Here is a 13,562-nt window from a genome sequence, read left to right as displayed (position 1 = left end):
TCAGACCGCCCTCATCAGCAGGGTCGCGGCGATCAGGACCGCCGCGCCGCCGAACATGGAGACCGCGTAGGACCGCGCGAAGCCGTTCTGCAGCCTGCGCATCCGCCCGGACAGGCCGCCCATCGCGGCTGCCGTGCCGTTGACGACGCCGTCGACCAGGGTGTGGTCGACGTAGACCAGGGAGCGGGTGAGGTGTTCGCCGCCGCGCACCAGGACCACGTGGTTGAAGTCGTCCTGGAGGAGGTCGCGGCGGGCGGCCCGGGTGAGCAGCGAGCCGCGCGGGGCGACGGCCGGGACCGGGCGGCGCCCGTACTGGCCCCAGGCGATGGCCACGCCGAGGACCATGACGGCGACCGTGGAGAGCGTCACCGTCAGGGCGCTGACCGGCGGGTGGCCGTGCTCGAACCCGGTGACGGGCTCCAGCCAGTTCACGAAGCGGTCGCCGATGCTGAAGAACGCACCGCCGAACACGGAGCCGACCGCGAGCACGATCATCGGGATCGTCATGACGCCGGGCGACTCGTGCGGGTGCGGCGGCTCGTACGTGCCGCCGGTCTGCGCGGCGGGCTCCATGTCGGGCGAGGCCGGCGACGGAGTCGGGGCGTTGCGCCAGCGCTCCTCGCCGAAGAACGTCATCAGCATCACGCGCGTCATGTAGTAGGCGGTGATGGCCGCGCCGAGCAGGGCGCAGGCGCCGAGGATCCAGCCCTCGGTGCCGCCCTTGGCGAACGCCGACTCGATGATCTTGTCCTTGGAGAAGAAGCCGGACAGACCCGGGAAGCCGATGATCGCCAGGTAGCCGAGGCCGAAGGTGATGAAGGTGACCGGCATGTACTTCCGCAGCCCGCCGTAGCGGCGCATGTCGACCTCGTCGTTCATCCCGTGCATCACGGAACCGGCGCCGAGGAAGAGCCCGGCCTTGAAGAAGCCGTGCGTCATCAGGTGCATGATCGCGAAGGCGTAGCCGATGGGGCCGAGGCCCGCGGCGAGCACCATGTAGCCGATCTGGGACATGGTGGATCCGGCGAGCGCCTTCTTGATGTCGTCCTTGGCGCAACCGACGATCGCACCGAAGAGCAGCGTGACCGCACCGACGATGGTGACGACGAGCTGGGCGTCCGGCGCGCCGTTGAAGACGGCCCCGGAGCGGACGATCAGGTAGACGCCCGCGGTCACCATGGTCGCGGCGTGGATCAGGGCCGAGACCGGGGTCGGGCCCTCCATGGCGTCGCCGAGCCAGGACTGCAGCGGCACCTGGGCGGACTTGCCGCAGGCCGCCAGCAGCAGCATCAGCGCGATCGCGGTCAGCTTGTCCTCACCGGCGGCCGCCGCGAGGCCCTCCTCCCCGTGGCCGCCGAGCACCGGCCCGAAGGCGAAGGTGCCGAACCACAGGAACATCAGCATGACCGCAATCGACAGGCCCATGTCGCCGACGCGGTTGACCAGGAAGGCCTTCTTCGCGGCCGTCGCGGCGCTGGGCTTGTGCTGCCAGAAGCCGATCAGCAGGTAGGAGGCGAGACCGACGCCCTCCCAGCCGACGTACAGCAGCAGGTAGTTGTCGGCGAGGACGAGCAGCAGCATCGCCGCGAGGAACAGGTTCAGATAGCCGAAGAAGCGGCGGCGCCGCTCGTCGTGCTCCATGTACCCGACGGAGTACAGGTGGATCAGCGAGCCGACGCCGGTGATCAGCAGGACGAACGTCATCGACAGCTGGTCGAGCTGGAAGGCGACGTCGGCCTGGAAGCCCTCCACCGGGATCCAGCTGAACAGGTGCTGGGTGAGGGTGCGTTCCTCGGCGCCCTTGCCCAGCATGTCGGTGAACAGCACGACGCCGAGGACGAAGGAGACGGCCGCGAGCAGCGTGCCGATCCAGTGGCCGACGGCGTCCAGCCGGCGTCCGCCGCACAGCAGGACCGCCGCTCCGAGCAGAGGCGCCGCCACCAGCAGCGCAATCAGATTCTCTGCGTTTGTCACGTTTCAGCCCCTTACAGCTTCATCAGGCTGGCGTCGTCGACCGAGGCCGAGTGGCGGGCACGGAACAGGGACACGATGATCGCCAGCCCGACCACGACCTCCGCGGCGGCGACGACCATCGTGAAGAAGGCGATGATCTGGCCGTCGAGGTTGCCGTGCATCCGGGAGAAGGCGACGAACGCGAGGTTGCAGGCGTTGAGCATCAGCTCGATGCACATGAACACCACGATCGCGTTGCGCCTGATCAGCACGCCGGTGGCGCCGATGGTGAACAGCAGGGCGGCGAGATAGAGGTAATTGACCGGGTTCACTTGGACGCCTCCTCGGACCGCTTGAACGCCGTCAGCGGCTCGATGGCCGTGCGCTCCAGGCGCTCCTCGGCGCGCTGCTCCAGCGCCCGCAGGTCGTTGAGCGCCTCCTGCGACACGTCACGGATCTGGCCGCGCTCGCGGAGCGTCTTGCTGACGGTGAGATCGGACGGGGTGCCGTCGGGCAGCAGGCCCGCGATGTCCACCGCGTTGTGCCGCGCGTACACACCGGGCGCGGGCAGCGGCGGGATGTACGTGCCCTCGCGGATCCGCTTCCGGGACAGTTCGCGCTGGGTCTTGGCGCGCTCGGTGCGCTCCCGGTGGGTGAGCAGCATGGCGCCGACGGTGGCCGTGATCAGCAGCGCGCCGGTGATCTCGAAGGCGAAGACGTACCTGGTGAACAGCAGGCTGGCGATGCCCTCGACATTGCCGCCGGCGTTCGCCTGGCCGATGCCGTTGAACTCCGTCAGGGCGGCGTTGCCGATGCCGGCCATCAGCAGGATGCCGAAGCCGAGCCCGCACAGCAGGGCCAGCCAGCGCTGGCCCTTGATGGTCTCCTTCAGGGAGTCCGCCGCGGTGACACCGACCAGCATCACCACGAACAGGAACAGCATCATGATCGCGCCGGTGTAGACGATGATCTGGACGACGCCGAGGAAGTAGGCGCCGTTGGCGAGGTAGAACACCGCCAGAACGATCATGGTGGCGGCGAGGCAGAGCGCGCTGTGCACGGCCCGCTTCATGAAGACGGTGCACAGGGCGCCGATCACCGCGACGGTGCCGAGGATCCAGAACTGGACGGCCTCTCCGGTGGACGTGGTGTACGCGGCGAGCTGCTCGGTCATCGCCCGATCACCTTCTCGGACGCGGGCTCGGTCGGGCCGAAGGTCGAATCGGCCTCCTGCACCACCTCGCCCTTGGAGTGGGCGGCCTGGCGCTCGGTGCCGGGGGCGGCCTCGGTCACCAGGCCCTTGTAGTAGTCCTGTTCGTCGGTGCCCGGGTACATGGCGTGCGGGGGCTCGACCATGCCCTCCTCCAGGCCGGCGAGCAGCTGCTCCTTGGTGTAGATGAGGTCGGCCCGGCTGGAGTCGGCCAGCTCGAACTCGTTGGTCATGGTCAGCGCCCGGGTCGGGCAGGCCTCGATGCACAGCCCGCACAGGATGCAGCGGGCGTAGTTGATCTGGTAGACGCGGCCGTACCGCTCGCCGGGCGAGTAGCGCTCCTCGTCGGTGTTGTCCGCGCCCTCGACGTAGATCGCGTCGGCGGGGCAGGCCCAGGCGCACAGCTCGCAGCCGACGCATTTCTCCAGGCCGTCCGGATGGCGGTTGAGCTGGTGCCGTCCGTGGAAGCGCGGAGCGGTGGTCTTCTGCTGCTCCGGGTACTGCTCGGTGAGCCGCTTCTTGAACATGGCCTTGAAGGTCACGCCGAAGCCGGCCACCGGATTCAGGAAACCGGGCTTGGTCTCCTTGGGCTCCTCAGCCATCGGACGCCTCCTTTCCATCCGTAGATCCGCCCAGAGGTCCGTCACTCTGAGTATCGGGCCCACCACTGACAATCAGCTCCCGCTCCCGGCGCGGGCGGCGCCGGGGCACCGGCGGCAACTCCTGTCCGGGCAGCGGCGGTACCGGGAAGCCGCCGGCCATCGGGTCGAACTCGGCCGGGGCCTTGGCGGGCGGCGCCTGCTTGGCCTTCCTCGCGCGGAACATGTCGGCGACGAAGGAGAGCAGCAGCAGGGCGAGCACGGCGGCGCCGATGTAGAGGGCGATGTCGGCGAAGTCGTAGTTCTCGTTCCTGAGGGCCCGCACGGTGGCGACGAGCATCAGCCACACCACGGAGACCGGGATGAGGACCTTCCAGCCGAGCTTCATCAGCTGGTCGTAGCGGACCCGAGGGAGCGTGCCGCGCAGCCAGACGAAGAAGAACAGCAGCAGCTGCAGCTTCAGCACGAACCACAGCATCGGCCACCAGCCGTGGTTGGCGCCCTCCCAGAAGGTGCTGACCGGCCAGGGGGCCCGCCAGCCGCCCAGGAAGAGGGTGACGGCCACGGCCGAGACGGTCACCATGTTGACGTACTCGGCGAGCATGAACATCGCGAACTTGATCGACGAGTACTCGGTGTTGAAGCCGCCCACCAGGTCGCCCTCGGACTCGGGCATGTCGAAGGGTGCGCGGTTGGTCTCACCGACCATGGTGACGATGTAGATGATGAAGGAGACCGGCAGCAGCACCACGAACCAGCGGTCGGTCTGCTGCTCGACGATCGCCGAGGTCGACATCGACCCCGAGTAGAGGAAGACGGAGGCGAAGGCGGCGCCCATGGCGATCTCGTAGGAGATCATCTGCGCGCAGGAGCGCAGTCCGCCCAGCAGCGGATAGGTGGAGCCCGAGCTCCAGCCGGCCAGGACGATGCCGTAGATGCCGACCGAGGCGACCGCCAGGATGTACAGCATCGCGATCGGCAGGTCGGTCAGCTGCATCGTGGTCCGCTGGCCGAAGATGGAGATCTCGTTGCCGGCCGGGCCGAACGGGATGACCGCGAACGCCATGAAGGCGGGGATGGCGGCGACGATCGGCGCGAGGACGTAGACCACCTTGTCCGCGCGCTTGACGACGACGTCCTCCTTGAGCATCAGCTTCACGCCGTCGGCGAGCGACTGGAGCATGCCCCAGGGGCCGTGCCGGTTGGGTCCGATGCGCAGCTGCATCCAGGCGACGACCTTGCGCTCCATCACGATGGAGATCAGCACCGTCACCATCAGGAAGGCGAAGCAGAACACCGCCTTGAGGGCGATGAGCCACCACGGGTCGCGGCCGAACATCGACAGATCCTCGGCGGCGACGTACGTGCTGACGGCGGCGACGTTCGCGCTCATGCCTCCACCTCCTCGGTGGCCTCACCGGCGGGCGTCGCCGGACCGATGCGGACGAGGGAGCCGGGGCGTGCCCCCGTGTCGGAGGCGACACCGCCGCCGGCGGAGTTCAGCGGGAGCCACACCACCCGGTCGGGCATCTCGGTGACGGCGAGCGGCAGTTGCACGGTGCCGGCGGTGCCGGTCACCGCGAGCAGGTCGCCGTCCTTGACGCCGATCTCGGCGGCCGTGGCGGCCGACAGCCGGGCGGGGGCGGCGTGCCGGGTGCCGGCGAGCGCCTCGTCGCCCTGCTGCAGGACGCCCTGGTCGAGCAGCATCCGGTGCCCGGCGAGCACCGCCTCCCCGGCGGCCGGCCGGGGCAGCGCGCCCGCGGTCTCCAGCGGTTCGGTGGCCCGGGGGCCGTCCCAGGCGCCGAGCCGGGTCAGTTCGGCGCGGATGGTGCGCAGGTCCGGCAGGCCCAGGTGGACGTCCATGGCGTCGGCCAGCATCTGCAGCACCCGCGCGTCGGTGGGCTGGAGCCGGCGGGTCATGTGGTCGGGCTTGAGCGCCGCCTCGAACGGCCGGGCGCGGCCCTCCCAGTTGAGGAAGGTGCCGGCCTTCTCGGCGACGGCCGCGACCGGCAGGACGACGTCGGCGAGTTCGGTGACCTCGCTGGGCCGCAGCTCCAGGGAGACCACGAACCCGGCCTCGGCGAGCGCGGCCCGGGCGCGGGCCGGGTCGGGCAGGTCGGCGACCTCGACACCGGCGACCAGCAGCGCCTGCAGTTCGCCGCTGACGGCGGCCTCGACGATCTGGCCGGTGTCCCGGCCGTAGCGCTGGGGCAGTTCGGCGACGCCCCAGATCGCGGCGACCTCCTCGCGGGCGCTCGGGTCGGTCGCGGGGCGGCCGCCGGGCAGCAGCGACGGGAGCGCGCCCGCCTCGATCGCGCCCCGCTCGCCCGCCCGGCGCGGGATCCACACCAGCCGGGCGCCGGTGGCGGTGGCGAACCGCACGGCGGCGGTCAGGCCGCCGGCCACTCCGGCGAGGCGTTCGCCGACGACGACCACGGCTCCCTCGGCGGGCAGCGCCTCGGCGGCCGCGGCCCCGTCGCCCTCCAGGCCGACACCGGCGGCGAGGGCGTCCAGCCACTCGGTCTCGGTGCCGGGCGCGGCGGGCAGCAGGGTGCCGCCGGCCTTGGTGAGGCCGGGGGTGGCGTGGGTGGCCAGCGCGAAGGTGCGCTGGCCGCGCTTGCGCCAGGCCTTGCGCAGCCGCAGGAAGACGGCGGGCGCCTCCTCCTCGGACTCGAATCCGACGAGCAGCACCGCGGGCGCCTTCTCCAGCGCGGTGTAGGTGACGCCGGTGCCGTCGAGGTCGCGTCCGCGGCCGGCGACCCGCGCGGCGAGGAAGTCGGACTCCTCACTGCTGTGGACGCGGGCCCGGAAGTCGATGTCGTTGGTGCCGAGCGCCACCCGGGCGAACTTGCTGTAGGCGTAGGCGTCCTCGACGGTGAGGCGGCCGCCGGTGAGCACGCCGGTGCGGCCCCGGGAGGCCAGCAGCCCCTGGGCGGCGATCTGCAGGGCCTCCGGCCAGGAGGCGGGCTGCAGCTCGCCCTCCGCGTTGCGCACCAGCGGGGTGTCGAGCCGGTCCCGCTGCTGCGCGTAGCGGAACGCGAAGCGCCCCTTGTCGCAGATCCACTCCTCGTTGACCTCGGGGTCCTCGGCCGCCAGGCGCCGCATGACCTTGCCGCGCCGGTGGTCGGTGCGCATCGCGCAGCCGCCGGCGCAGTGCTCGCACACCGACGGCGAGGAGACCAGGTCGAAGGGGCGGGAGCGGAACCGGTAGGCGGCCGAGGTGAGCGCGCCGACCGGGCAGATCTGGATGGTGTTGCCGGAGAAGTACGACTCGAACGGGTCGCCCTCGCCGATGCCGACCTGCTGCAGCGCGCCCCGCTCGATCAGCTCGATCATCGGGTCGCCCGCGATCTGGTTGGAGAAGCGGGTGCAGCGGGCGCACAGCACGCACCGCTCGCGGTCCAGCAGCACCTGGGTGGAGATCGCCACCGGCTTCTCGTAGGTGCGCTTCTTGCCCTCGAAGCGGGACTCGGCGTGGCCGTGCGACATCGCCTGGTTCTGCAGCGGGCACTCGCCGCCCTTGTCGCAGACGGGGCAGTCCAGCGGGTGGTTGATGAGCAGCAGCTCCATCACACCCTTCTGCGCCTTCTCCGCGACCGGCGAGGTGAGATGGGTCTTGACGACCATCCCGTCGGTGCAGGTGATGGTGCAGGAGGCCATCGGCTTGCGCTGGCCCTCGACCTCGACGATGCACTGGCGGCAGGCGCCGGCCGGGTCGAGCAGCGGGTGGTCGCAGAACCGGGGGATCTCGATGCCGAGCTGCTCGGCGGCCCGGATGACCAGGGTGCCCTTGGGCACGCTGATCTCGATGCCGTCGATGGTCAGGGTCACGAGGTCCTCGGGCGGCAGTGCCGCCTCGCCTCCTCCGGAGGGAGCGCTCGTGGTCACAGTCATGCGTTCACCTCCGTACGGTGATCGGCCCAGGCCGTGGACCTGGCCGGGTCGAAGGGGCAGCCGCGGCCCGTGATGTGCTGCTCGTACTCCTCGCGGAAGTACTTCAGCGAGGAGAAGATCGGCGAGGCGGCGCCGTCGCCGAGGGCGCAGAAGGACTTGCCGTTGATGTTGTCGGCGATGTCGTTCAGCTTGTCGAGATCGGACATCTTGCCCTTGCCGGCCTCGATGTCGCGCATCAGCTGGACCAGCCAGTAGGTGCCCTCGCGGCAGGGGGTGCACTTGCCGCACGACTCGTGGGCGTAGAACTCGGTCCAGCGGGTGACGGCGCGGACCACGCAGGTGGTCTCGTCGAAGCACTGCAGGGCCTTGGTGCCGAGCATGGAGCCCGCGGCGCCGACCCCTTCGTAGTCGAGGGGGACGTCGAGGTGCTCGTCGGTGAGCAGCGGCGTGGAGGAGCCGCCCGGCGTCCAGAACTTCAGCCGGTGCCCGGGCCGCATGCCGCCGCTCATCTCCAGCAGCTGGCGCAGGGTGATGCCGAGCGGGGCCTCGTACTGGCCGGGGTTGGCGACGTGGCCGGAGAGCGAGTACAGCGTGAAGCCGGGGGACTTCTCGCTGCCCATCGACCGGAACCACTCCTTGCCCCGGTGCAGGATGGCGGGAACCGAGGCGATCGATTCGACGTTGTTCACCACAGTGGGGCAGGCGTAGAGGCCGGCCACGGCCGGGAAGGGGGGACGCAGCCGGGGCTGTCCGCGGCGGCCCTCCAGCGAGTCCAGCAGCGCGGTCTCCTCACCGCAGATGTACGCGCCGGCGCCCGCGTGCACGGTGAGCTCGAGATCGAGTCCGCTGCCGAGGATGTTCTTGCCGAGGTAGCCCGCCTCGTAGGCCTCGCGCACCGCGGCGTGCAGCCGCCGCAGCACAGGGACGACCTCACCGCGCAGGTAGATGAAGGCATGGGAGGACCTGATGGCGTAGCAGGCGATGACGATGCCCTCGATCAGGCTGTGCGGGTTGGCGAACAGCAGCGGGATGTCCTTGCAGGTCCCGGGCTCGGACTCGTCGGCGTTGACCACCAGGTAGTGCGGCTTGCCGTCGCCCTGCGGGATGAACTGCCACTTCATCCCGGTGGGGAAGCCGGCGCCGCCGCGGCCGCGCAGTCCGGAGTCCTTGACGTAGGCGATGACGTCGTCCGGGGACATGGCCAGCGCCTTGCGGAGCCCCTCGTAGCCCTCGTGCCTCTGGTAGACGTCCAGCGTCCAGGACCTGTCCTCGTCCCAGAAGGCCGACAGCACGGGTGCGAGCAGCTTCTCCGGGCTGGTGTCCTTCAGTTCGGGTGCCAAGGTCATCACTCCCCCTCCTCGGCGGCGGGCCCGGCCGGGTGGTCCGGGTCGGAGGCCGACGTCTGCTGCGGCGCGTCGTGCGAGCTGAGGTGCTCGGTGGGCGACGGCTCGTGCGGCGGCGCGTCCTCGGGGGCCGCGCCGCGCGGGTGCACCACGCGCGCGGGGGCGGCCTCGCCCTTGGCCAGCTTCAGGCCGACCAGGGAGGCGGGGCCCGCGCTGCCGGAGGCCTCGACGGCTCCCTCCCGCTCGTCGGGGAAGCCGGCCAGGATGCGCGCGGTCTGCTTGAAGGTGCACAGCGGGGCGCCGCGGGTGGGTGTGACGGTGCGGCCGGCGCGCAGGTCGTCCACGAGGCGCTTGGCGCTCTCGGGGGTCTGGTTGTCGAAGAACTCCCAGTTGACCATCACCACCGGCGCGTAGTCGCAGGCGGCGTTGCACTCGATGTGCTCGAGGGTGACCTTGCCGTCCTCGGTGGTCTCGCCGTTGCCGACCCCGAGGTGCTCCTGCAGCTCCTCGAAGATCGCATCGCCGCCCATGACGGCGCACAGCGTGTTGGTGCACACCCCGACCTGGTAGTCGCCGCTCGGCTTGCGCCGGTACATGGTGTAGAAGGTGGCGACCGCGGTGACCTCGGCCGAGGTCAGGCCGAGCATGTCCGCGCAGAACTGGATCCCGGTGCGCGTGACATGGCCCTCCTCCGACTGCACCAGGTGCAGCAGCGGCAGGAGGGCGGACCGGGAGCCCGGGTAGCGGGAGATGATCTCGCGTGCGTCGGTCTCCAGCCGGGCCCGGACGTCGTCCGGGTAGGGGGGTGCGGGCAGTTCGGGCATGCCCAGGCTGACGCCCCGCTCGGAAGAAGAGGTGGTCACCGGTCGACGCCTCCCATCACGGGGTCGATGGACGCGACGGCGACGATGACGTCGGCGACCTGGCCGCCCTCGCACATCGCCGCCATGGCCTGCAGGTTGGTGAAGGACGGGTCACGGAAGTGGACCCGGTAGGGGCGGGTGCCGCCGTCGGAGACGACGTGCACGCCGAGTTCGCCCTTGGGCGACTCGACCGCCGCGTAGGCCTGTCCCGGCGGGACCCTGAAGCCCTCCGTGACCAGCTTGAAGTGGTGGATCAGGGCCTCCATGGAGGTGCCCATGATCTTCTTGATGTGGTCCAGGGAGTTGCCCAGTCCGTCCGGGCCCAGGGCGAGCTGGGCGGGCCAGGCGATCTTCTTGTCGGCGACCATGACCGGTCCCGGCTCCAGCCGGTCCAGGCACTGCTCGATGATCCGCAGCGACTGGCGCATCTCCTCCAGCCGGATCAGGAAGCGGCCGTAGGCGTCGCAGGTGTCGGCGGTCGGGATGTCGAACTCGTAGGTCTCGTAGCCGCAGTACGGCTGGGCCTTGCGCAGGTCGTGCGGCAGGCCGGTGGAGCGCAGGATCGGGCCGGTGGCGCCGAGGGCCATGCAGCCCGCCAGGTCCAGGTAGCCGACGTCCTGCATGCGGGCCTTGAAGATGGGGTTCCCGGTGGCGAGCTTGTCGTACTCCGGGAGGTTCTTCTTCATCTTCTTCACGAACTCGCGGATCTGGTCCACCGCGCCGGGCGGCAGGTCCTGGGCGAGTCCGCCGGGGCGGATGTAGGCGTGGTTCATCCGCAGGCCGGTGATCAGCTCGTAGATGTCGAGAATGAGTTCACGATCACGGAAGCCGTAGATCATGATCGTGGTGGCGCCGAGCTCCATGCCGCCGGTGGCGATGGCCACCAGGTGCGAGGAGAGGCGGTTCAGCTCCATCAGCAGGACCCGGATGACCGTGGCGCGGTCGGGCACCTGGTCCTCGATGCCGAGCAGCTTCTCGACCGCGAGGCAGTACGCCGTCTCGTTGAAGAACGGCGTCAGGTAGTCCATGCGCGTCACGAACGTGGTGCCCTGGGTCCACGTCCGGTACTCGAGGTTCTTCTCGATGCCGGTGTGGAGGTAGCCGATGCCGCAGCGGGCCTCGGTGACCGTCTCGCCGTCGATCTCCAGGATCAGGCGGAGCACCCCGTGGGTGGAGGGGTGCTGCGGGCCCATGTTGACGACGATGCGCTCGTCGTCGGTGCGGGCCGCGCTCTGGACGACCTCGTCCCAGTCGCCGCCGGTGACGGTGTAGACGGTGCCTTCCGTGGTCTCGCGCGCCGAAGCGGCGGACGCGGCGGATGTGTTCGACGTGCTCACGAGTACGACCTCCGCTGGTCCGGAGCCGGGATCTGGGCGCCCTTGTACTCGACGGGGATGCCGCCGAGGGGGTAGTCCTTGCGCTGCGGAAAGCCCTGCCAGTCGTCCGGCATCATGATCCGCGTCAGGGCCGGGTGACCGTCGAAGACGATGCCGAAGAAGTCGTACGTCTCGCGCTCGTGCCAGTCGTTCGTCGGATACACGGAGAACAGCGACGGGATGTGCGGGTCGCTGTCGGGGCAGCTGACCTCCAGGCGGATCACCCGGTTGTGGGTGATCGAGCGCAGGTGGTAGACGGCGTGCAGCTCGCGGCCCTTGTCACCGGGGTAGTGCACTCCGCTCACGCCGGTGCACAGCTCGAAGCGGAGCGCCGGGTCGTCGCGCAGGGTGCGGGCGACGCGGACCAGGTGCTCGCGCTCGATGTGGAAGGTGATCTCGCCGCGGTCGACGACCGTCTTCTCGATGGCGTTCTCCGGGAGCAGCCCCTGCTCCTCCAGCGCGCCCTCGAGTTCGTCGGCAACCTCGTCGAACCATCCGCCGTAGGGGCGGTACGCCGGTCCCGGGAGCCGGACCGAGCGGACCAGGCCGCCGTAGCCGGAGGTGTCGCCGCCGTTGTTGGCGCCGAACATCCCGCGCTGGACGCGGATCTCCTCGCCGCCCTCGCCGCGCCGGCCGGGCAGGTTCTCGGCGGAGAGCTCCTTCTCGGGGTTCACCCCGTTCGCGTCCTTGGGTGCGTCGTCGCTCATCGCAGCAGCCCCTTCATCTCGATCGTGGGCAGGGCCTTGAGCGCCGCCTCCTCCGCCTCACGGGCCGCTTCCTCCGCGTTGACGCCGAGCTTGGAGGTGCGGATCTTGTCGTGGAGCTTGAGGATGGCGTCCAACAGCATCTCCGGCCGGGGCGGACAGCCGGGCAGATAGATGTCGACGGGGACGATGTGGTCGACGCCCTGGACGATCGCGTAGTTGTTGAACATGCCGCCCGAGGAGGCGCAGACCCCCATGGAGATCACCCACTTGGGGTTCGGCATCTGGTCGTAGACCTGCCGCAGCACCGGCGCCATCTTCTGGCTCACCCGGCCTGCGACGATCATCAGGTCCGCCTGGCGCGGCGAGCCGCGGAAGACCTCCATGCCGAAGCGCGCCAGGTCGTAGCGGCCGGCGCCGGTGGTCATCATCTCGATGGCGCAGCAGGCGAGTCCGAACGTGGCGGGGAAGACGGACGACTTGCGCACCCACCCCGCGGCCTGCTCGACGGTGGTCAGCAGGAAGCCGCTCGGCAGCTTTTCTTCGAGTCCCATGTCTAAAGGCCCCTCAGTCCCATTCCAGGCCGCCGCGCCGCCATACGTACGCGTACGCGACGAAGACGGTGAGCACGAAGAGCAGCATCTCCACGAGCCCGAAAATCCCCAGGGCGTCGAAGGTGACGGCCCAGGGGTAGAGGAAGACGATCTCGATGTCGAAGACGATGAAGAGCATCGCCGTCAGGTAGTACTTGATGGGGAAGCGCCCGCCGCCGGCCGGCGTGGGGGTCGGCTCGATGCCGCACTCGTAGGCCTCGAGCTTGGCGCGGTTGTACCGCTTGGGCCCGATCAGCGTGGCCATGACCACGGAGAAGATCGCAAAGCCTGCCCCGAGGGCTCCCAGTACGAGGATGGGCGCATACGCGTTCACCGCTCCTCGCTCCTCTCAGTCGGCACTGACTGCTGGCGGTTGTGCAGCGGGCCCGTCTGCCTCACCAGCCCCACGAACCACGCCCGCCCCGGCGAAGATCGCGAACATGTGAAGCAGGTCACAAGCCCAACCGCTCCGCATCTTATGCCCGTGGGTCTGTGATCTGCGACACGGGGTATTGCACAAGCTTTGTGATCTTCACCACCTGACGAACGATCATGAAGTCGGATGAGCGGTGATCTTCGCACTCGAAGCGGCCGGCCGATCACCAGCGGTGACATTTTGGCTTGTCAGTGCAGGCCAGAGGGTGCGTCTCCATATCAAGAGGCTTCCCTTGCATGCAAATTGGAGATGGACTCGATCTCTTGATAGGGGCGGCGTTCACACATGAGAGGGCATTCACGGCGCGATGTGGACGTGTGCACGCGTTCACGAAGTCCGGTCGTCGCGATCCGGCCGTGATCGCGCCGTGATCACGACGGCGCGACGCACGCGCCCGGTTCATCGTTCCGTGACCTCCGCCACATTCATGAGAGCCGGATGAGAACCGGGCTTGGCCAATCAACCGTTCCAGTGGTAAGTGGAGCGCAATTCGGGCGTATTGATCAAAGACCGTGATCACAGCCCCGGGTCATGTCCCTTCTCGTGGTGTAGCCGATCAATCAGTGGTCGCGTTGGTGGTGTTGGGTAGCG

The 13,562-nt window shown here is 69.5% G+C and carries 12 protein-coding genes; all 12 read right to left on the bottom strand.

The features are described 5' to 3' along the window. From nuoL to ABD207_RS12130, 12 genes are read right to left on the bottom strand one after another with little or no spacing between them, the layout of a single operon-like run. Positions 1–1,974 (bottom strand): NADH-quinone oxidoreductase subunit L, encoded by a 1,974-nt coding sequence (gene nuoL, locus ABD207_RS12185; RefSeq protein ID WP_344012416.1) that lies wholly within the window; start codon positions 1,972–1,974, stop codon positions 1–3. Positions 1,975–1,985: 11 nt separating this feature from the next. After that, on the bottom strand, positions 1,986–2,285 hold the full coding sequence (gene nuoK, locus ABD207_RS12180) for an NADH-quinone oxidoreductase subunit NuoK (RefSeq protein ID WP_003992252.1): 300 nt from the start codon (positions 2,283–2,285) through the stop codon (positions 1,986–1,988). After that, on the bottom strand, positions 2,282–3,127 hold the full coding sequence (locus ABD207_RS12175; protein WP_344012415.1) for an NADH-quinone oxidoreductase subunit J: 846 nt from the start codon (positions 3,125–3,127) through the stop codon (positions 2,282–2,284). The genes nuoK and ABD207_RS12175 overlap by 4 nt, the downstream gene beginning before the upstream one ends. Continuing rightward, positions 3,124–3,765 carry an NADH-quinone oxidoreductase subunit NuoI gene (nuoI, locus tag ABD207_RS12170; protein ID WP_344012414.1) on the bottom strand — a complete coding sequence of 214 codons (642 nt, stop codon included), beginning with the start codon at positions 3,763–3,765 and terminating at the stop codon, positions 3,124–3,126. The genes ABD207_RS12175 and nuoI overlap by 4 nt, the downstream gene beginning before the upstream one ends. Next, positions 3,758–5,155, bottom strand: coding sequence for an NADH-quinone oxidoreductase subunit NuoH (gene nuoH / locus ABD207_RS12165; protein WP_344012412.1), 1,398 nt, complete (start codon positions 5,153–5,155; stop codon positions 3,758–3,760). Before nuoH ends, nuoI begins: the two co-directional genes overlap by 8 nt. Further along, positions 5,152–7,656, bottom strand: a complete 2,505-nt coding sequence (locus ABD207_RS12160) for an NADH-quinone oxidoreductase subunit G (RefSeq protein WP_344012411.1) — start codon at positions 7,654–7,656, stop codon at positions 5,152–5,154. Before ABD207_RS12160 ends, nuoH begins: the two co-directional genes overlap by 4 nt. Beyond that, positions 7,653–9,002 carry an NADH-quinone oxidoreductase subunit NuoF gene (gene nuoF / locus ABD207_RS12155; protein ID WP_344012410.1) on the bottom strand — a complete coding sequence of 450 codons (1,350 nt, stop codon included), beginning with the start codon at positions 9,000–9,002 and terminating at the stop codon, positions 7,653–7,655. The genes ABD207_RS12160 and nuoF overlap by 4 nt, the downstream gene beginning before the upstream one ends. Continuing rightward, positions 9,002–9,862 (bottom strand): NADH-quinone oxidoreductase subunit NuoE, encoded by an 861-nt coding sequence (gene nuoE / locus ABD207_RS12150; protein WP_344012408.1) that lies wholly within the window; start codon positions 9,860–9,862, stop codon positions 9,002–9,004. The genes nuoF and nuoE overlap by 1 nt, the downstream gene beginning before the upstream one ends. Then, on the bottom strand, positions 9,859–11,199 hold the full coding sequence (locus ABD207_RS12145; RefSeq protein WP_344012406.1) for an NADH-quinone oxidoreductase subunit D: 1,341 nt from the start codon (positions 11,197–11,199) through the stop codon (positions 9,859–9,861). Before ABD207_RS12145 ends, nuoE begins: the two co-directional genes overlap by 4 nt. Next, the gene (locus ABD207_RS12140; RefSeq protein ID WP_344012403.1) at positions 11,196–11,945 is read right to left on the bottom strand and encodes an NADH-quinone oxidoreductase subunit C; all 750 of its coding nucleotides are present in this window, start codon (positions 11,943–11,945) and stop codon (positions 11,196–11,198) included. The genes ABD207_RS12145 and ABD207_RS12140 overlap by 4 nt, the downstream gene beginning before the upstream one ends. Then, positions 11,942–12,496: a NuoB/complex I 20 kDa subunit family protein gene (locus ABD207_RS12135; RefSeq protein ID WP_344012401.1), complete on the bottom strand. Its 555-nt coding sequence runs from the start codon at positions 12,494–12,496 to the stop codon at positions 11,942–11,944. Before ABD207_RS12135 ends, ABD207_RS12140 begins: the two co-directional genes overlap by 4 nt. Positions 12,497–12,509: 13 nt before the next feature. After that, positions 12,510–12,869 carry an NADH-quinone oxidoreductase subunit A gene (locus tag ABD207_RS12130; protein WP_003992243.1) on the bottom strand — a complete coding sequence of 120 codons (360 nt, stop codon included), beginning with the start codon at positions 12,867–12,869 and terminating at the stop codon, positions 12,510–12,512. Between the last annotated feature and the right edge of the window lie 693 nt (positions 12,870–13,562).

Source organism: Streptomyces thermospinosisporus (assembly GCF_039526425.1).
Lineage (GTDB): Bacteria > Actinomycetota > Actinomycetes > Streptomycetales > Streptomycetaceae > Streptomyces > Streptomyces thermocarboxydovorans.
Note: the sequence above shows the minus strand (reverse complement) of the source record. Positions and strands in the feature narration are given on the sequence as shown.

Excerpts from the sequence above, each read along its gene's own strand:
- ABD207_RS12175 (WP_344012415.1), bottom strand. The coding sequence starts at position 3,127 with ATGACCGAGCAGCTCGCCGCGTACACCACGTCCACCGGAGAGGCCGTC.
- nuoI (WP_344012414.1), bottom strand. The coding sequence starts at position 3,765 with ATGGCTGAGGAGCCCAAGGAGACCAAGCCCGGTTTCCTGAATCCGGTG.
- nuoH (WP_344012412.1), bottom strand. The coding sequence starts at position 5,155 with ATGAGCGCGAACGTCGCCGCCGTCAGCACGTACGTCGCCGCCGAGGAT.
- ABD207_RS12160 (WP_344012411.1), bottom strand. The coding sequence starts at position 7,656 with ATGACTGTGACCACGAGCGCTCCCTCCGGAGGAGGCGAGGCGGCACTG.
- nuoF (WP_344012410.1), bottom strand. The coding sequence starts at position 9,002 with ATGACCTTGGCACCCGAACTGAAGGACACCAGCCCGGAGAAGCTGCTC.
- ABD207_RS12140 (WP_344012403.1), bottom strand. The coding sequence starts at position 11,945 with ATGAGCGACGACGCACCCAAGGACGCGAACGGGGTGAACCCCGAGAAG.
- ABD207_RS12135 (WP_344012401.1), bottom strand. The coding sequence starts at position 12,496 with ATGGGACTCGAAGAAAAGCTGCCGAGCGGCTTCCTGCTGACCACCGTC.